This window comes from Pseudomonas sp. S32 (assembly GCF_016648095.1).
Classification (GTDB): domain Bacteria; phylum Pseudomonadota; class Gammaproteobacteria; order Pseudomonadales; family Pseudomonadaceae; genus Aquipseudomonas; species Aquipseudomonas parafulva.
Genome location: NZ_JACVVF010000049.1, coordinates 19,508 through 36,687, shown reverse-complemented (window position 1 = coordinate 36,687; position 17,180 = coordinate 19,508). Strand labels below are relative to the sequence as shown.

17 protein-coding genes and 1 pseudogene are annotated in these 17,180 nt (G+C 63.2%); 10 read left to right on the top strand and 8 right to left on the bottom strand.

All coding sequences use genetic code 11. The features are described from left to right. Positions 1-163 precede the first annotated feature (163 nt). The 3 genes from IAE38_RS20210 to IAE38_RS20200 form a co-directional block, all read right to left on the bottom strand. Positions 164-994 (bottom strand): ATPase, encoded by an 831-nt coding sequence (locus IAE38_RS20210; RefSeq protein ID WP_201218946.1) that lies wholly within the window; start codon positions 992-994, stop codon positions 164-166. Between the two features lie 85 nt (positions 995-1,079). Next, positions 1,080-2,075 carry an NAD-dependent epimerase/dehydratase family protein gene (locus IAE38_RS20205; RefSeq protein ID WP_201218944.1) on the bottom strand — a complete coding sequence of 332 codons (996 nt, stop codon included), beginning with the start codon at positions 2,073-2,075 and terminating at the stop codon, positions 1,080-1,082. A gap of 50 nt (positions 2,076-2,125) precedes the next feature. Continuing rightward, positions 2,126-3,016 carry a LysR family transcriptional regulator ArgP gene (locus IAE38_RS20200; RefSeq protein ID WP_201218942.1) on the bottom strand — a complete coding sequence of 297 codons (891 nt, stop codon included), beginning with the start codon at positions 3,014-3,016 and terminating at the stop codon, positions 2,126-2,128. 90 nt (positions 3,017-3,106) lie between these two features. On the opposite strand from IAE38_RS20200, the gene IAE38_RS20195 reads away from it, so the two are divergent. The 9 genes from IAE38_RS20195 to IAE38_RS20155 all read left to right on the top strand — a co-directional run bounded on the left by IAE38_RS20195 (position 3,107) and on the right by IAE38_RS20155 (position 13,081). After that, positions 3,107-3,706, top strand: coding sequence for a LysE/ArgO family amino acid transporter (locus IAE38_RS20195; protein WP_201218940.1), 600 nt, complete (start codon positions 3,107-3,109; stop codon positions 3,704-3,706). 254 nt (positions 3,707-3,960) lie between these two features. Continuing rightward, positions 3,961-4,557 carry a superoxide dismutase gene (locus IAE38_RS20190; protein WP_028635149.1) on the top strand — a complete coding sequence of 199 codons (597 nt, stop codon included), beginning with the start codon at positions 3,961-3,963 and terminating at the stop codon, positions 4,555-4,557. A 239-nt stretch (positions 4,558-4,796) separates the two neighbouring features. Beyond that, on the top strand, positions 4,797-6,851 hold the full coding sequence (locus IAE38_RS20185; RefSeq protein ID WP_201218938.1) for a putative bifunctional diguanylate cyclase/phosphodiesterase: 2,055 nt from the start codon (positions 4,797-4,799) through the stop codon (positions 6,849-6,851). 152 nt (positions 6,852-7,003) lie between these two features. Continuing rightward, positions 7,004-8,341, top strand: a complete 1,338-nt coding sequence (locus tag IAE38_RS20180; RefSeq protein WP_028635151.1) for an imelysin family protein — start codon at positions 7,004-7,006, stop codon at positions 8,339-8,341. Positions 8,342-8,479: 138 nt separating this feature from the next. After that, complete coding sequence (locus tag IAE38_RS20175) at positions 8,480-8,962, top strand: hypothetical protein (protein ID WP_201164887.1); 483 nt, start codon at positions 8,480-8,482, stop codon at positions 8,960-8,962. 14 nt (positions 8,963-8,976) lie between these two features. Beyond that, positions 8,977-9,363 carry a hypothetical protein gene (locus IAE38_RS20170; protein WP_028635153.1) on the top strand — a complete coding sequence of 129 codons (387 nt, stop codon included), beginning with the start codon at positions 8,977-8,979 and terminating at the stop codon, positions 9,361-9,363. Positions 9,364-9,469: 106 nt separating this feature from the next. Then, positions 9,470-10,897, top strand: a complete 1,428-nt coding sequence (locus IAE38_RS20165; RefSeq protein WP_201218936.1) for a di-heme oxidoreductase family protein — start codon at positions 9,470-9,472, stop codon at positions 10,895-10,897. A 19-nt stretch (positions 10,898-10,916) separates the two neighbouring features. Beyond that, entirely contained in the window at positions 10,917-11,981 is a 1,065-nt protein-coding gene (locus IAE38_RS20160) for an imelysin family protein (RefSeq protein WP_028635155.1), read from the top strand. A 2-nt stretch (positions 11,982-11,983) separates the two neighbouring features. Further along, positions 11,984-13,081, top strand: coding sequence for a DUF1513 domain-containing protein (locus IAE38_RS20155; RefSeq protein ID WP_201218934.1), 1,098 nt, complete (start codon positions 11,984-11,986; stop codon positions 13,079-13,081). A 58-nt stretch (positions 13,082-13,139) separates the two neighbouring features. Here IAE38_RS20155 and IAE38_RS20150 read toward each other — a convergent pair whose 3' ends face one another. From IAE38_RS20150 to colR, 5 genes and pseudogenes are all read right to left on the bottom strand, one after another. Next, positions 13,140-13,370, bottom strand: a complete 231-nt coding sequence (locus IAE38_RS20150) for a hypothetical protein (RefSeq protein WP_201164884.1) — start codon at positions 13,368-13,370, stop codon at positions 13,140-13,142. Then, positions 13,367-13,507: pseudogene (locus IAE38_RS20145) on the bottom strand (lipopolysaccharide kinase InaA family protein); the annotation flags it as partial. The gene IAE38_RS20150 and the pseudogene IAE38_RS20145, both read right to left, overlap by 4 nt. Next, positions 13,500-14,180 (bottom strand): class I SAM-dependent methyltransferase, encoded by a 681-nt coding sequence (locus IAE38_RS20140; RefSeq protein WP_201218932.1) that lies wholly within the window; start codon positions 14,178-14,180, stop codon positions 13,500-13,502. The pseudogene IAE38_RS20145 and the gene IAE38_RS20140, both read right to left, overlap by 8 nt. A gap of 107 nt (positions 14,181-14,287) precedes the next feature. Beyond that, complete coding sequence (locus tag IAE38_RS20135) at positions 14,288-15,595, bottom strand: sensor histidine kinase (protein WP_201218930.1); 1,308 nt, start codon at positions 15,593-15,595, stop codon at positions 14,288-14,290. Then, positions 15,585-16,268, bottom strand: a complete 684-nt coding sequence (gene colR, locus IAE38_RS20130; RefSeq protein WP_023534349.1) for a two-component system response regulator ColR — start codon at positions 16,266-16,268, stop codon at positions 15,585-15,587. The genes IAE38_RS20135 and colR overlap by 11 nt, the downstream gene beginning before the upstream one ends. 182 nt (positions 16,269-16,450) lie before the next feature. Here colR and IAE38_RS20125 point away from each other — a divergent pair, with 182 nt between their 5' ends. After that, the gene (locus tag IAE38_RS20125; protein WP_201218928.1) at positions 16,451-17,179 is read left to right on the top strand and encodes a phosphatase PAP2 family protein; all 729 of its coding nucleotides are present in this window, start codon (positions 16,451-16,453) and stop codon (positions 17,177-17,179) included. Position 17,180: the final 1 nt, after the last annotated feature.

The window sequence follows — 17,180 nt, the reverse complement described above, 5'->3', positions numbered from 1 at the left end:
GGGCTGCGTTGCAGCCCATCGCGACCTGCGGTCGCTCCTACAGGGGACGTATATTCCCCCTGTAGGAGCTAGCGAAGCTCGCGATGGGGTGCGCAGCGCCCCCGGCATTGGATGATCGAAGCTGATACCGCTGGGGCTGCGTTGCAGCCCGTCGCGATCGCCCCTACCGGGGGGTAGCGTTGATTTGCTGTTGAAGGTTCTGCAACTGGCTTTGCACGTTGTTGAAATTGCGGGTCATCTGGCCACGGAATGCATCGAACTCCTGCACAGAAGCCCCAGCGCCCGCGCTTGAATTCGCGCGGCTGTCCAGCTGGCTCTTGAGCACCAGTACATCCTGCTCAAGGCTCTCGATGGCGGCTTTCGGGTTGCCTTGCTTCTTGAGCGCCGCAACCTCGTCACTCAAGCTCTTGAGTTGCCCGTCGACCTTGCCGCCATCCAGCTGCCCGGACTTCAACGCCGCCAGCTCGCCGTTCACCGCCTTGAGTTGCGCCTGCAACTGGGTTTGCAGCTCACTTACCGCCTTTTGCTGCTCACGGGTATCGGCCAGCACCTGCTCCAGGCGCTTGCCCAGGTCACCTGCCTGGCCCGCCACACCCTGCTGCTGTTTACCCTGTTCGGCAAGGCTTGCCTGCAATTGACGAATCTGCAGCTTCAGCGCCTCGCTGCCGCTGGAGCTGGAAGACTCACTGGCCTCGACCTTGCCACTGATGGCTTGCAAGCGCCCAGCAGCCTCTTCGCTGATACGGGCAAAGCTTTCCTGGGTAGCCACCAGTTGCTGCTCCATCAGCGAGATCTGCTGGAAACTCCACCAGCCCAGGCAACCCAACGCAATGAACGCAGCCCCCAGCAACGCCCACAGCGGCGCGTTGCTCGCAGGCTTCGCGGCCTTTTGGCGGCTGCGTGAAACATGTGCTGGCAGCAGTTCATCATCATCCGGCGTGCCGGCACGCAAAGGGGGCACATCATCGAAATCGTCGTGAGCATCGTTGCGCATGGGGCTTCAACCAAACAGATAGCAAAGAGACAGAAGTATAAACCGCTCGCACGGCGCTCTGATGACCATCATCACAGCGCCCGGTTCACTGGCCGGGCGGCTGATGCTTCCACCAGGTGCAGAATTCATCCAATGCCGTCCACAGGCTCACCCTGGGCTGGTAATCCAGGTACTGGCGGGCGCGGCTGATGTCCAGGGTGAAATCACGGCTCATCACCTGCATGCCCAGGCGCGACAGCGTGGGTTGTGGGCGCCCGGGCCAGAGCAGGCAAGCAGCCTCGTTCAACGCGGCCATGCTGTAGGCCAGCCCGTAGCTGCGGTAGCGCGTCACCGGCGGCAACTGCATCTGGCGCATCACGTAATTGATCACGTCCCACAGCGGCAGCGGGTGGCCATTGCTGATGTTGTAGGCTTGGCCCAGCGCCCGGCCATCGGCAAACAGCGCGCTCAACAATGCCTCGTTGAGGTTGTGTACGCTGGTGAAGTCCACCTTGTTCAGGCCATTGCCGATAATGGCGACGCGGCCCTTGCGCTGCATCTGCATCAGCCGTGGGAAAAGACTGGCATCACCTGCGCCGGTAACGAAGCGCGGCCGCAGCGCCAGCACCTCCAGGCCAAACTCCTGCGCGCCGAACACCTTTTGTTCGGCCAGGTACTTGGTGCGCCCGTAGTGATCATAGAAGCGTCGCGGTACCTGGTCTTCGCGGATGTCCAGGCGCGAGCGGCCATTGAAATAGATCGACGGTGACGACAGGTGCACCAGGCGCCGCACATGTTCCTTCAGGCAGCCCTCGACCACGTTTTCGGTCACCACCACGTTGCCCTGGTGGAAGTCCTGGTAACGCCCCCAGTTACCCACCGCGCCGGCGCAGTGCACCACAGCCTCCACGCCCTGGCACAGGCGGCGGGCAAGTTCGGCATCGCCCAGGTCGCCGGGGATGAACTGCGCACCCCGCCTGACCAGGTGCTCCACCCCTTCGGCGCGCCGGCCACTGACCCGTACGTCCAGGCCCTGCTCCAGGGCGTGGCGCGCGAAACGACCGCCGATGAAGCCACTCGCGCCAGTGACCAGAATTCGCATGTAAACACTCCGTCTTGCCAGATTTCAGAAGCAACAGACGCCAGCCGCCGCTACAAGGGCACCAACCATTGCCGGGCGGTGTGCCGCAGGTGGTCAGTCAGTTGCGCGAGCAATTGCCCGCCCGTGCGCCAATGATGCCAGTACAGCGGCACATCAATGGGGGTATCCCGGCAAATTTCCACCAGTTGCCCAGCGGCCAGCTGCTCACGGGCCTGCAACTCAGGCACCAGCCCCCAGCCCAGGCCGGCCTCGGTCATGCGCAGAAAACCCTCCGACGATGGGCACAGGTGGTGCAGGAAACCGTCTTCGATACCCAGGGAAGCCAGGTACCGGTGCTGCAGGAAGTCATCGGGGCCGTAGACGATGGCCGGGGTGCGTGCCAGGCGGCCGGTGTCGAAACCCTGCGGGAAGTGTTGCGCAATGAACGCAGGGCTGGCCAGCGCACGGTAGCGCATGGCGCCCAATGCCAGGCTGCGGGCGCCGGCCACCGGGCGTTCGCTGCCACACAGGCAGGCAGCCACCTCACCGGCGCGCATGCGTTTCAGGCCCACCTCCTGGTCTTCCACCACCAGGTCGGTCAACACATTGTGCCGGGCACAGAAGTCGCCGACCGCGCCGGCCCACCAGGTGGCAAGGCTGTCGGCATTGAGCGCGATGCGCAGGCGTTCCGGCACGCCGCCTTCGTCCAGCGCCGGTACCTCGCGCTGAAGGTCACGCTCCAGCAGGCGCACCTGCTGCACGTGGTTCAGCAACAGGCGGCCAACCTCGGTGGGGCTGGGCGGTGCAGCGCGCACCAATACTGGCTGCCCCACCCGCGCCTCCAGCAGCTTGATGCGCTGGGACACCGCAGACTGCGACAACCCAAGCACGCTGGCTGCGCGCTCGAACCCGCCCTGTTCGATCACCGCAGCCAGCGCGGCAAGCAGCTTGTAGTCGAACATCGATTTTCCTAATGAGGGATGAGCTTTATTGATTTTTCTTATACAGCGTCGCAAATCACAATAGCCAGCATCTTTTACGGAGTAATCACCATGTGGCAAAGCTACCTCAACGGCATGCTGGTGGCCTTCGGCCTGATCATGGCCATTGGCGCGCAGAATGCATTCGTCCTGGCACAAAGCCTGCGCCGCGAACACCACCTGCCGGTGGCCGCGCTGTGCATTGTGTGCGACGCGCTGCTGGTGGCCGCCGGGGTATTCGGCCTGGCGACGGTACTGGCGCATAACCCAACCTTGCTGGCCATCGCCCGCTGGGGTGGTGCGCTGTTCCTGTTGTGGTACGGGGCCAAGGCACTGCGCAGCGCCTGCTCGAAACAGAGCCTGCAGCACCAGCAGGGTCAGGGCATGCGCTCACGTCGCGCCGTACTGCTCAGTGCCCTGGCGGTCACCCTGCTGAACCCTCACGTTTACCTGGACACCGTGTTGCTGATCGGCTCACTGGGCGCACAGCAGGCCGCCCCCGGCGCCTATGTCGCCGGGGCAGCCAGCGCATCGCTGCTGTGGTTTTCGACCTTGGCCGTGGGCGCGGCCTGGCTGGCGCCGTGGCTGGCGCGGCCGGCCACCTGGCGCATGCTCGACCTGATGGTGGCGGTGATGATGTTCGCAGTGGCCGCACAGTTGATCTTCAGCTGATTTCCACGGCCCTGTTGCCGGCAAGCCCAGCCCATATGCGTGTGGGCTTGCCAGCGGCAGGCTCACCGCTGGTCGCCAGCCGGCGACCGCCCAGGAACCTCTTATCCCTATGTTTGTTGCGTGGTTATGCGCCAGGGCTGGTGCTATGATCCAGCCCTTGCGTCGCAAAGAGTACAAACTCGCCGACGCTCATAGGGCCGCCCGTGATCGGCCCTGCGCAAACCGCGAACTAGACCTGAATCAGGAGATCCACCATGGCTTTTGAATTGCCGCCGCTGCCTTACGCCCATGATGCCCTGCAGCCGCACATCTCCAAGGAAACCCTGGAGTATCACCACGACAAGCACCACAACACCTATGTCGTGAACCTGAACAATCTGGTCCCAGGCACCGAATTCGAAGGCAAGACCCTGGAAGAGATCGTCAAGAGCTCTTCGGGCGGCATCTTCAACAACGCCGCGCAGGTCTGGAACCACACCTTTTACTGGAACTGCCTGTCGCCAAACGGTGGCGGCCAGCCCACCGGTGCTCTGGCCGAGGCCATCAATACCGCTTTCGGTTCCTTCGACAAGTTCAAGGAAGAGTTCACCAAGACGTCGGTTGGCACCTTCGGTTCCGGCTGGGGCTGGCTGGTCAAGAAAGCTGACGGCTCCCTGGCCCTGGCCAGCACCATCGGTGCCGGCTGCCCGCTGACCAGCGGCGACACCCCGCTGCTGACCTGCGACGTATGGGAACACGCCTACTACATCGACTACCGCAACCTGCGTCCCAAGTACGTCGAGGCGTTCTGGAACCTGGTCAACTGGGCATTCGTTGCCGAGCAGTTCGAAGGTAAAACCTTCAAGGCCTGAGCCCCTCAGCCTTGAACAAGAAACCCGGCCCTGCGCCGGGTTTTTTCATGCCGGCTGCAACGCAGGGTTGTGCTTGCTCAGGCCGTATTGCACGCTAACATCAAACCACCGGATTATTGATACAGCGCATTCAAGTTGCAGGGTCTGGCAACCGATACACTGCTCGTGGCCACGCGGTAGTGTATGGTCATCGTTGATGGCAAAATGATGCCATTCGCATGAATTAAGGATAACCTCCATTGAAGCTGGAATTGCGGAACAGCTTGTCGGTCAAGTTGCTCAGGGTCGTGCTGCTGTCGGCGCTAGCGGTCGGCGTCGTGCTCAGTTGCGCGCAGATCGTCTACGACACCTACAAGACCCGCCAGGCCGTCAACAATGATGCCCAGCGCATCCTCGACATGTTCCGCGACCCCTCCACCCAGGCGGTGTACAGCCTTGACCGGGAGATGGGCATGCAGGTCATGGAGGGGCTGTTCCAGGACGAGTCCGTGCGCATGGCCTCCATCGGCCACCCCAATGAAACCATGCTGGCAGAAAAGTCCCGCCCCCTGCAGGACACGCCGATGCGCTGGCTGACCGACCTGATTCTTGGCCAGGAGCGCACCTACACCACGCAACTGGTCGGCCGCGGCCCCTACAGCGAATACTACGGCGACCTGAACATCACCCTCGATACCTCGTCGTATGGCCGGGACTTCCTGCTCAACGCCGTGATCATCTTCATCTCGGGGGTACTGCGCGCACTGGCCATGGGGCTGGTGCTGTACCTGGTCTACCACTGGCTGCTGACCAAGCCACTGTCGAAGATCATCGAGCACCTCACCCAGATCAACCCCGACCGCCCAAGCCAGCACCAGATCCCGCTGCTCAAGGGGCATGAAAAGAACGAACTGGGGCTGTGGGTGAACACCGCCAACCAGTTACTGGCGTCGATCGAACGCAATACCCACCTGCGCCATGAGGCAGAAAACAGCCTGCAACGCATGGCCCAGTACGACTTCCTCACCGGCCTGCCCAACCGCCAGCAGTTGCAACAGCAACTGGACAAGATCCTGGTCGATGGCGGGCGCCTGCAACACCGGGTAGCCGTGTTGTGCGTGGGGCTGGACGATTTCAAGGGCATCAACGAGCAGTTCAGCTACCAGGTGGGCGACCAGTTGCTGCTGGCCCTGGCTGACCGCCTGCGCGCCCACAGCGGCCGCCTGGGCGCCCTCGCCCGCCTGGGCGGTGACCAGTTCGCCCTGGTACAGGCCAACATCGAGCAGCCCTACGAAGCGGCCGAACTGGCGCAGAGCATCCTGGACGACCTCGAAGTGCCGTTCGACCTCGATCACCATCAGCAGATCCGCCTGCGGGCCACTATCGGCATCACCCTGTTCCCGGAAGACGGCGACAGCACCGAGAAGCTGCTGCAAAAAGCCGAACAGACCATGACCCTGGCCAAGGCCCGTTCACGCAGCCGTTACCAGTTCTACATCGCCAGCGTCGACAGCGAGATGCGCCGGCGACGCGAACTGGAAAAAGACCTGCGCGAGGCCCTGCCACGCAACCAACTGTACCTGGTGTACCAGCCGCAGATCAGCTACCGCGACCACCGCGTGGTCGGTGTCGAGGCCCTGCTGCGCTGGCAACACCCGGAACTGGGCATGGTGCCGCCGGACCAGTTCATCCCGCTGGCCGAGCAAAATGGCAGCATCATCGGCATTGGCGAATGGGTGCTCGACCAGGCCTGCCGCCAACTGCGCGAATGGCATGACCTGGGCTTCGGCGACTTGCGCATGGCGGTAAACCTGTCCACCGTGCAGTTGCACCACAGCGAGCTGCCCAGGGTTGTCAATAACCTGCTGCAGGCTTACCGCCTGCCGCCGCGCAGCCTGGAGCTCGAAGTGACCGAGACCGGCCTGATGGAAGACATCAGCACCGCCGCCCAACACCTGCTCAGCCTGCGCCGCTCAGGGGCGCTGATCGCCATCGACGATTTCGGCACGGGCTACTCGTCGCTCAGTTACCTGAAATCCCTGCCGCTGGACAAGATCAAGATCGACAAGAGCTTCGTTCAGGACCTGCTGGACGACGATGACGACGCCACCATCGTGCGGGCCATCATCCAGCTGGGCAAGAGCCTGGGCATGCAGGTCATTGCCGAAGGGGTGGAAACCGCCGAGCAGGAGACCTACATCGTGGCGCAGGGCTGCCACGAGGGCCAGGGCTACCACTACAGCAAGCCGCTGTCGGCCCGCGAGTTGACCAACTTCCTCAAACAGGCTCAGCGCAACCAGGTGTCGGTGCTCTGAGCCTGCCGGTTACACCCCATGACCCGCATTTACATGAATTGCGCGCTTGGCCCTTTACAGCAAATGCAAATCTTTCGCATGATGTTGCGGTTTCGCGTGCCACGGCGCACGGCCCACCCACTGGTCCAACCACACGACGCAGGAAACCAATAATGATTCGAATGCCTCTGGCCTCTGCCAGTCTGCTGGCCATTGCCATCGCTCTCGCCGGTTGCGGTGAAGGCAAGGACAACAAGGCCGCCGCGCCGCAAGCCCAGGCACCCGCGGCCGCCACCCCTTCTGCCAGTGCGCCAGGGGCTGTCGACGAAGCCGCCGGCAAGGCCGTGGTCAAGCACTACGCCGAACTGGTGTACGCCGTGTACAGCGACTCGCTGAGCACCGCCAAGACCTTGCAGGGCGCCGTGGACGCATTCCTGGCCAACCCGAACGATGACACCCTCAAGGCCGCCAAGGATGCCTGGGTTGCATCGCGCGTACCTTACCTGCAAAGCGAAGCCTTCCGCTTCGGCAACACCATCATCGACGACTGGGAAGGCCAGGTGAACGCCTGGCCCCTGGACGAAGGCCTGATCGACTACGTCGACAAGAGCTACGAGCATGCCCTGGGTAACCCGGCTGCCAGTGCCAACATCATCGCCAACACTGAAATCCAGGTCGGCGAAGAGAAGATCGACGTCAAGGACATCACCCCCGAGAAGCTGGCCAGCCTCAACGAGCTGGGCGGCTCCGAAGCCAACGTTGCCACCGGTTACCACGCCATCGAGTTCCTGCTCTGGGGCCAGGACCTGAACGGTACCGGCCCGGGCGCCGGCAACCGCCCGGCTTCCGACTACCTGGAAGGCCAGGGCGCTACCGGCGGCCACAACGAGCGCCGCCGCGCGTACCTCAAGGCAGTCACCGACCTGCTGGTCACCGACCTTGAAGAAATGGTCGGCAACTGGGCACCGAACGTGGCCGACAACTACCGCGCCAAGCTTGAGGCAGAGCCCGCCAACGACGGCCTGCGCAAGATGCTGTTCGGCATGGGCAGCCTGTCGCTGGGTGAACTGGCAGGCGAGCGCATGAAGGTTTCGCTGGAAGCCAACTCGCCGGAAGACGAGCATGACTGCTTCAGCGACAACACCCACTACTCGCACTTCTACGACGCCAAGGGCATCCGTAATGTCTACTTGGGCGAGTACACCCGCCCGGACGGCACTAAGGTCACCGGCCCGAGCCTGTCGTCGCTGGTCGCCAAGGTCGACCCGGCAACCGACGCCACCCTCAAGGCCGACCTGGAAGCCACCGAAGCCAAGATCCAGGTCATTGTCGACCACGCCCTCAAGGGCGAGCACTATGACCAGCTGATCGCTGCCGATAACACCGCCGGCAACCAGATCGTGCGTGACGCCATCGCTGCCCTGGTCAAGCAGACCGGCGCCATCGAGCAGGCTGCAGGCAAGCTGGGCATCGCCAACCTGAACCCGGACACCGCTGACCACGAATTCTGATCCGGTAACAGTGCTTCACCGCTACGCCCGGCCATGTGCCGGGCGTTTTCGTTGGCGGCGGCAATGCTTCCCGATGCCTGCCACGGCGGCGAGGGCCCATGCTGCACAAGGTCCACGACTCGCCAACTAGGAGGCACTGTGCTGCAGATTCTCGATGTCTGGGGGGAAGGCCGCATCGTTCAGCGCGTTCAAGGCAAAGACCTGACAACCGGGTTCCTTAACGCCTACAACCTCAACAAGGCAGGCCAGCGCATCTCCAACGGCCTGTTTGCCGGCAAGCCCATCCCCAACCTCATTCTGGTCTACGAATACGACGCCCCCAGGTTTCCCATCGACGACCATAGCGTGCCCCATGTGACCCTGATGGGCGCACCGATCACACACGCCGTAGCAGAGGAGATGTGTCGCGTGGTCGCACGGCCCGGCAAGATCTACCTCTACGACCCCAATGAAACCGACCGGCGAATGTTCGAAGCCGTGGCCTTCACCCTCGGCCTGCAGCCCATGGGGCGCTATGCACCCGCCGAGCTGGCCCCACCTTTCAACGAAATCACCCTACTTGCCGCGTACGTCTACCGCGCCCCCGAACCGCCCCTGCCACGCCCCAACCCAAAACCGTAGAAGGAAAACGCCTCATGGCCAGCGTCACCTACCTGCGCTCCATCGCCAACAACACCCCCTACACCCTTACCCTGATCGACGGTGAAAACCGCAGCCAGAGCCTTGCCATCGGCGCCCAGCACGTCTGGAACGGTGCCCTTGCCGTGCCCTGGGTCGGTAACACCGATGAAAACCACAAGGCCTTGCGGTTGATCCTCGGCCCGGCCGCCGAAACCAGTGTGTGGGTATTCCAGGACTACTGGCAGCCGGCCCACAAGGATGCAATCAAGTGCATCAGCGCAGCCGCCATGGACTACTCGAGCAACGACATCATCGAAATCGCCGGCGACAACCGCAATGGCGGCAACAAGAACCTGATCGTCAGCCTGGTGAGCAGGCAGTTCCAGCTGTTCATGGCCTGACCGGCTGAACAAGGATTTCATCGAGCAAACGCAAATTGCTCTTATTCAATGATCCTGGGCCTGATAAGCTTGCACGCCGGTTTTTCGCTCAAGCCCAGGATCTTGCATGTCCTTGTCGCTGTTCCGTTGCGCCCCTTTGCTGCTGGCCTTTGCCCTTGCCGCCTGTGACGACGCCCCGCGTTTCACCCAGGCCGAGCCTGGCGAAGCGCTGTCGGGTGGCAAGACGACCGTACTGCGCAGTGACCGCAATGCCTACTCCATGCCCGCGGCCAACCTGTCCCATGAGCGGCGCCTGGACTTTGCCGTGGGCAACAGCTTTTTCCGCAACCCTTGGGTCATCGCGCCGTCCACCACCACCGCACGCGACGGCCTGGGCCCGCTGTTCAACACCAACGCCTGCCAGAACTGCCACGTTCGCGACGGCCGCGGTCGCCCCCCGGAGCCGGACGCCAGTAACGCGGTCGGCATGCTGGTGCGCCTGTCGATCCCCGACCAGCCCTACCTTGCCGAAGTGGTCGAGCGCCTGGGCGTAGTGCCAGAGCCGGTCTATGGCACCCAGTTGCAGGACATGGCGATCCCCGGGGTAGCCCCTGAGGGTAAAGTGCGGGTCACCTATACCACCAGCACCGTGACGTTCAAGGACGGCCATCAGGTTGAGCTGCGCAAGCCGACCTTGCAGATCACCCAGCTCGGCTACGGCGTAATGCACCCCGATACGCGGTTCTCCGCCCGGGTAGCCCCGCCCATGATCGGCCTCGGCCTGCTGGAGGCGATTCCCGAGGCCGACCTGCTGGCCAATGAAGACCCTGATGATCGCAACCGCAATGGCATCCGCGGGCGGGCCAACCGGGTGTGGGACGACGCCCAGGGCAAGACCGTGATCGGCCGCTTTGGCTGGAAGGCCGGCCAGCCCAACGTCAACCAGCAGAACGTGCACGCCTTCGCCGGTGACATGGGCCTCACCACTACCCTGCTGCCCCACGACGATTGCACGCCAACCCAGGTCGACTGCCTGGCGGCGCCCAACGGTGATGGCGCCGACGGTGAGAAGGAAGTCAGCGACAACATCCTGCGCCTGGTCACCTTCTATGCCCGTAACCTGGCCGTCCCGGCACGCCGTGACGTGGGTTCGCCAGCGGTGCTGGCGGGCAAGAACCTGTTCTTCCAGGCGGGTTGCCAGGGATGTCACACCCCACAGTTCACCACCGCCGCCGACGCCGCCGAGCCTGAGCTGGCCAACCAGGTGATCCGCCCATACAGCGACCTGCTGTTGCATGACATGGGCCCGGGCCTGGCCGATGAGCGAACCGAGTTCGCCGCCAATGGCCAGGACTGGCGCACCCCGCCGTTGTGGGGCGTCGGCCTGAGCGAAACCGTCACCGGCCACAGCCAGTTCCTGCATGACGGGCGCGCCCGCAACCTGCTCGAGGCGGTGCTATGGCACGGCGGCGAAGCCCAGGCCGCCCGCGATTTCGTACTTGCTTTCGATGCCGACCAGCGCGCTGCGCTGCTGGCGTTTCTGAATTCCCTTTAAACGCGCATAGGAGCCGGGCATGTTCCGACCCAAACTGTTGTTCACAAGCCTCGCCGCAATCGCTCTGGGCGCCTGCTCCCCGCAGGACCCGCAGGCCGTCACCTCTGCTGCAATCGCCAAGCAGGTGATCCTGCCCACCTACAGCCGCTGGGTTGAAGCCGACCGTACCCTGGCTGCCAGTGCCCTTGCCTACTGCGAAGGTAAGGAAACACTGGAAAAGGCCCGGGCCGACTTCCTCGATGCGCAAAAGGCCTGGGCCGAACTGCAGCCGCTGCTGGTCGGCCCACTGGCCGAGGGCAACCGTGCGTGGCAGGTACAGTTCTGGCCAGACAAGAAAAACCTGGTCGGCCGCCAGGTCGAGCAACTGGTCAACGGTGACAAGCCTGTCGACGCAGCCACCCTGGGCAAGGCCAGTGTGGTGGTGCGCGGCCTGTCGGCCTATGAATACATCCTGTTCGATAGCAAGCCGGATGTGGCCAATGCCGAACAGAAAGCCCGCTACTGCCCGTTGCTGGTTGCCATTGCCGAGCACCAGAAGGCGCTGGCCGAGGAAATCCTCAAAGGCTGGAACAGCACCGATGGCATGCTCTCGCAGATGACCAAGTTCCCCAACCAGCGTTATGCCGACTCCCACGAGGCCATCGCCGACCTGCTGCGTGCCCAGGTCACGGCCCTGGACACGCTTAAAAAGAAACTCGGCGCCCCCATGGGCCGGCAGAGCAAGGGCATCGCCCAGCCACTGCAGGCCGAAGCCTGGCGCAGCCATAACTCCATGAACAGCCTGCAAGCCAGCCTCAAGGCTGCCCAGGCTGTTTGGGTGGGGGTCGACAACCAAGGGTTGCGCGGGCTGCTGCCAAGCGACCAGAAAGCCCTGGCAGGCAAAATCGACGATGCCTACGCCACCTCGCTCAAGCTGCTGGCCGACAACCAGAAGACCCTGGGCGAGCTGCTGGCCGACGACGCAGGCCAGCAGGCCCTCAACCAGATCTACGACAGCCTGAACGTCGTCCACCGCCTGCACGAAGGCGAGCTGGCCAAGGCGTTGAACATTCAGCTGGGCTTCAATGCCAACGACGGTGACTGATCATGCTGCGACGCCAGGCCCTCAAACTCGGTAGCGTTCTGCTCAGCGCCCTGACCTTGGGCGGCTGGAGCCTTTCGCGCAATAAAGGTAGCGAGCCCCTGCTGCTCTCGGCGCGTGATGATGGCGACGGCAAGCATTATGCCGTCGGGTTTCGCCTGGACGGCACCCAGGTTTTCAGCACCCAGGTGGCCCAGCGTTGCCATGCCATTATTCACCATCCCAAGCAGCCAATCGCCTTGTTCGTTGCACGGCGCCCTGGCACCGAAAGCTACCTGATCGACCTGCGCGATGGGCGCTTGCTGCAAACCGTGGCCTCTCAGCCCAACCGCCACTTCTATGGCCATGCCGTGGTGCACAAGGAGGGTGAGTGGCTGTACGCCACCGAGAACGACACCACCGACCCAGGGCGTGGCGTGCTGGGTGTGTACCGCTTCGAAGGCGAGCGCCTGGTGCACACGGGTGAACTCAGCACCCATGGCATTGGCCCCCACGAGGTGGCCTGGCTACCGGACGGCGAGACCCTGGTGGTGGCCAACGGCGGCATTCGGACCGAGGCAGAAAGCCGGGTGGAGATGAACCTCGACGCCATGCAGCCGAGCCTGGTACTGATGCAGCGTGACGGTACCTTGCTGAGCAAGGAAACCTTGGCCCAGCAAATGAACAGCGTTCGCCACTTGGCGGTGGGCAGCGATGGCACCATTGCCGTCTGCCAGCAGTTCATGGGCGACGCCACCGAAACGGCCGAGTTGCTGGCGATCAAGCGCCCGGGCCAGCCATTCCAGGCTTTTCCGGTACCAGAGCGGCAACTGCAGGCCATGGCCCAGTACACCGCCAGCGTGGCCATCCACAGCGAACTGCGCCTGGTAGCGCTGACTGCGCCGCGGGCCAACCGCCTGTTCGTGTGGGACCTGGACAGCGGTGCAGTGCGCCTGGATGCCCCTATGCCGGATTGCGCAGGGGTCGGGGCGGTCGAGGACGGTTTCGTGGTGACTTCCGGGCAGGGACGCTGCCGCTTCTACGATTGCCGCAAGCCCGAGCCGCTGGCGCAGCCGATGAACCTGCCGTCGGGGTTCTGGGACAACCACCTGCACTTGGTCTAACAACGCCCTCACCCCCAAATCCCCCCTCGGCGGGGCAGGGTAAGTACAGGGCGCAGGCTCACCCAAACGGCCGCAACCCCTGGCGCATGCCGAACAGGAACAGCAGCAGGTCGTGATCCGGCTGCACCTTCGCCGTCTGCGGCTTGATCAGCCGCGGCAATGCGCATTGGTCGGCCATCTCGGCCTTGCTGAACACCACAAGCTTTGGCTGCTCCCAGGCAGCCACTGCGATGGTGGTCACCGCCAAGCCCGCTACCAGGAACAAAGCTCGAGCTATTTCTAGTTTCATTGCTCTAACCCTTTGACAGCGCTGCCAAACGCCACTTGGTAAAAGTAGAGCAACGTCTGCCGTTCTGCATCGTTCAGCGACGAGTGGCGGCGCAATTGGCGCAGGTCGGTGGCTGCTGCCCGTTGGCAGCTACCCCTTGCGCAATACATACACGCGCCACATCGCATAGAACGGCAAGAAGTCGAGACGCTCCTGAATCCGGAACCCGGCAGCCTCGAATTCTGCTTCTACTGTTTCAGCGGGTAACACAAAACGGTTCTGGTAGTTGTCCTGCGCGACTTCAGCGCTGCGACGACGCTCCAGTTTCTTGCGCCGCCAGGCCTTGAAGTTACCGTCAACCCAGAGTGAAACAATCACGCTGTCACGCGTAACACGTTGAAACTCCTTGAGAATGACCTTTCTGTGAGATGCCTCGCCAATGTGGTGGAACAGCCGCATGCAAAAAATGCTGTCCACCGAGTTGTCGGGCAGGTCAATCGCGAATGCTGATGTCTGCAAAGGCCGTACCTGCGCGACTACTTCGGGGGGCTGTGCTGCACACGCGGTGTCGATCATCGCCTGGGAGTTATCTGCGCCAATGATGATTCGGTTGTTTTTTTCGGCCAGCAGCGGCCAGAAGCGCCCCGCCCCACAAGGTAAGTCCAGCACCAGGCCAGGCTCACCCGCCAGGGCCAGGGCACGGCGCGCCAGCTGCTCGTCGCGCTTGTGGGACAAGCGGCGGGCAAGGCCGTCCTGGTGCTTCAAGAAGTACTCGTGGGCGTGGGTCTTGTCGTACTTCTGGGAAAACTCGAGGTTGATGGGGCTACGCATCGGGCATCTCCTGATTCCAATGCCGCGAGCTTAGGCAGCCAAGCGTAGGAATCAGGTCATGCCGGTGTGAAAAATATGTCGTAGACCAATACCTTTCTTACAGGTTATTACGAAAGTACATCAGGGTCGCCTTTCTCCCCCGTGCTGCTCAAGTCAACGTGGAATCGGCAGCCATGGGGCTGGGCCGAGGTCAGGGTCACATGCCAGCCTTGGTCGTCGCAGATCCGCTGCACCAGCGACAGCCCCAGCCCCAGGCCCTCGCCACGCCGCTCGTCGCCACGCACGAATGGCTTGAACATTGCCTCGCGCTGCTCTTCCGGTATACCCACGCCGCTGTCTTCAACGGTAAACCCGCTGGCTTCGAGGGTAAGGCGAATGTACCCGCCGTCGGTGTAGTGCGCCGCATTACGCAACAGGTTGCCCATCACCGATTGCAGGAAGGTGGCGTTATACAGCACCGGGCCGGCACTGCTGCGGCCTTCGTAGTGCAGGGTCAGGCCCTTCTGCTCGATGGTGTCGCGCCATACCCCGATCAGCTCGTCACCCACTTCGCGCAGGGTCGCCCTGGATGCCACCGCGCCTTCGTCGCGCTGGGCACGGGCCAGCATCAGGAAGGTCTTGACCAGTTCACGCATTTCTTCGGTGGCCCGGGCTACACGCTCGACCTGGCTGCGAGAGCGGGCATCGAGCGCCGGGTTCTCCATCAGCAGTTCGCACGAGGACGCCAGCACCATCAAGGGGGTACGCAACTCATGGCTGACGTCACTGGTAAACAGCCGTTCACGGGTCAGCGCATCTCGCAGGCGGCCAAGGGTGTCATCGAACGCCACCGCCAGCTGGCCTACCTCGTCGGCGGCGTAGTCTGGCGCCAGCGGCGGTGCCAACCCCAGCAACTGGTCCCGGTGGCGTACCTGGCGGGCCAGGCGGATCACCGGCGCCATCACCCGACGGGCCAGCAACCAGCCCAGTATCACTGCAAGCACGAGGCTGAGCAGGAAGCCCACCACCACCACCGCGAACAGCACCCGCTCGCGCTCCTCGAAGTCGCTCTGGTCCTGCAACAGCACATAGCGGCGGCCGTCGACTATCTCGACCATGGCGTGATAGGACAACTGGTCGCGAAACACCTCGTGGAAACCACGGTCCAGGTGGCGCAAGTCCTTGGGCAGCTCGAAGTCGTCGCGCCCGCCGCTGAAATAGAACAGCTGGTCAGGCCTGGGCCGGTGGCTCCAGTCACTGACACTGTCCATGCGCAGCAGGCGCTGCAGGTCGCCCCCCAGCACCGAAGAAATCAGCCGTTCCTCCACCAGGTGCACGGTGGAGACGATACCGAAGGCGAACGCCCCGGCCACCAGCGCGCTCATCAGCGCGAAGGCGATGATGATGCGTTGGGCAAGGCTTTGCTTAAACTCCATCGCGGCCCTCGGCGAGGCGATAGCCGACGCCATGGACGGTATGCAGCAGGGGTTTCTCGAAAGGCTTGTCGATCACCTGGCGCAGCTGGTGCACGTGGCTGCGCAGGCTGTCACTGTCGGGGCAATCGTCGCCCCACAGGGCTTCTTCCAGCACCTCACGGCGCAGCACATGGGGGCTTTTCTGCATGAGTACAGCGAGCAGTTTCAGGCCCACCGGGTTGAGCTTCAGCAAGCGGCCCTGGCGGCTGACTTCGAGGGTATCCAGGTCATAGCTCAGGTCTGCCACCTGCAAGGTACGGCGCCCGCCACCCTGGGCCCGACGCAGCACGGCCTCGATGCGCGCCGACAATTCTGACAGCGCGAAAGGCTTGAGCAGATAGTCGTCAGCACCGGAGCGGAAGCCTTGCAGGCGGTCGTCCAGCTGGTCGCGGGCCGTCAGCATGATGACCGGTGTGTCGCGGCGGGCATCCTCACGCAGACGCTTGCACAGGGTATAGCCATCAATGCCAGGCAGCATGATGTCGAGCACGATCAGGTCATAGTGCTCGGTGGCGGCCAGGTGCAGGCCGGACAGCCCATCCTGGGCGCAGTCGACGGTGTAGCCTTTCATGCCCAGGTAGTCGGCAAGGTTGGCCAGGATATCGCGGTTGTCTTCAACCAAAAGGATGCGCATTGGGGTCTCCTGTGCGGCGCTTCTCGCTGTGGTGCGCGGCAGGCGCAGCTTACGGCCTCTGATGCGGCGGTGCCACCCCCGGCGCACATTCAGGCTGCTTGACGGTTTTTTCACCGATCCTTCACGAACGCAGGATAGCGGACAGCAGACAATGCGAGACCTTCTCGCGCCCTGGAGCCGCCATGCAGCACGCAACCGTACCCCGTCCGATCAATTTCTGGCTGTACCTGGGCATCCCGGCGGCCACCGCGCTGGGGCTGATCCTGCTCGAACTGACGTCAGTGGACATGGACCTGGCCACGTTGTTTTTCGACAACGCCTCGGGCCAGTTCATCGGCCGCCACAGCTACCTGCTGGAGAACATCCTGCATGACCGGGTAAAGCAGGGCGTCATGGTGATGGGGATAATGGCACTGGTTGTGTTCACTGCCAGCTTCTTCATCAAGCGGCTGTTCGGCTGGCGGCGTGAACTCGGTTGCCTGGTGCTGGCCCTGGGGCTTTCCACCGCATTCGTCACACCGCTTAAAAAGATCACCCAGGTGCAGTGCCCGTGGAGCCTCACGCAATTCGGCGGCACGGAAACCTACAGCAAACTGCTGGAACCCCGCCCTGCCACCGACAAGCCGGGGCTGTGCTGGCCAGGCGGTCACGCCACGACCGGCTTCTGCCTGTTCGCCCTGTTCTTCGCCTTGCGTGACCGCAAGCCGCGCTTGGCCCGGGTGGCACTGGCGGTGGCGTTCGTGGCGGGGTCCGTGCTGTCCCTGGGGCGAATGATGCAGGGCGCGCACTTTCTGTCACACAACCTGTGGACCGCCGTGTTCTGCTGGCTGATCGGCCTGGGGTCGTACTACCTGATACTCTACCGCCACCGGCCGGTGGACGTGCCAGCCATCGGGCGAGGTGTGGCGTAAG

Excerpts from the sequence above, each read along its gene's own strand:
- IAE38_RS20210 (WP_201218946.1), bottom strand. The coding sequence starts at position 994 with ATGCGCAACGATGCTCACGACGATTTCGATGATGTGCCCCCTTTGCGT.
- IAE38_RS20205 (WP_201218944.1), bottom strand. The coding sequence starts at position 2,075 with ATGCGAATTCTGGTCACTGGCGCGAGTGGCTTCATCGGCGGTCGTTTC.
- IAE38_RS20200 (WP_201218942.1), bottom strand. The coding sequence starts at position 3,016 with ATGTTCGACTACAAGCTGCTTGCCGCGCTGGCTGCGGTGATCGAACAG.
- IAE38_RS20195 (WP_201218940.1), top strand. The coding sequence starts at position 3,107 with ATGTGGCAAAGCTACCTCAACGGCATGCTGGTGGCCTTCGGCCTGATC.
- IAE38_RS20190 (WP_028635149.1), top strand. The coding sequence starts at position 3,961 with ATGGCTTTTGAATTGCCGCCGCTGCCTTACGCCCATGATGCCCTGCAG.
- IAE38_RS20180 (WP_028635151.1), top strand. The coding sequence starts at position 7,004 with ATGATTCGAATGCCTCTGGCCTCTGCCAGTCTGCTGGCCATTGCCATC.
- IAE38_RS20170 (WP_028635153.1), top strand. The coding sequence starts at position 8,977 with ATGGCCAGCGTCACCTACCTGCGCTCCATCGCCAACAACACCCCCTAC.
- IAE38_RS20165 (WP_201218936.1), top strand. The coding sequence starts at position 9,470 with ATGTCCTTGTCGCTGTTCCGTTGCGCCCCTTTGCTGCTGGCCTTTGCC.
- IAE38_RS20160 (WP_028635155.1), top strand. The coding sequence starts at position 10,917 with ATGTTCCGACCCAAACTGTTGTTCACAAGCCTCGCCGCAATCGCTCTG.
- IAE38_RS20155 (WP_201218934.1), top strand. The coding sequence starts at position 11,984 with ATGCTGCGACGCCAGGCCCTCAAACTCGGTAGCGTTCTGCTCAGCGCC.
- IAE38_RS20150 (WP_201164884.1), bottom strand. The coding sequence starts at position 13,370 with ATGAAACTAGAAATAGCTCGAGCTTTGTTCCTGGTAGCGGGCTTGGCG.
- IAE38_RS20140 (WP_201218932.1), bottom strand. The coding sequence starts at position 14,180 with ATGCGTAGCCCCATCAACCTCGAGTTTTCCCAGAAGTACGACAAGACC.
- IAE38_RS20135 (WP_201218930.1), bottom strand. The coding sequence starts at position 15,595 with ATGGAGTTTAAGCAAAGCCTTGCCCAACGCATCATCATCGCCTTCGCG.
- colR (WP_023534349.1), bottom strand. The coding sequence starts at position 16,268 with ATGCGCATCCTTTTGGTTGAAGACAACCGCGATATCCTGGCCAACCTT.
- IAE38_RS20125 (WP_201218928.1), top strand. The coding sequence starts at position 16,451 with ATGCAGCACGCAACCGTACCCCGTCCGATCAATTTCTGGCTGTACCTG.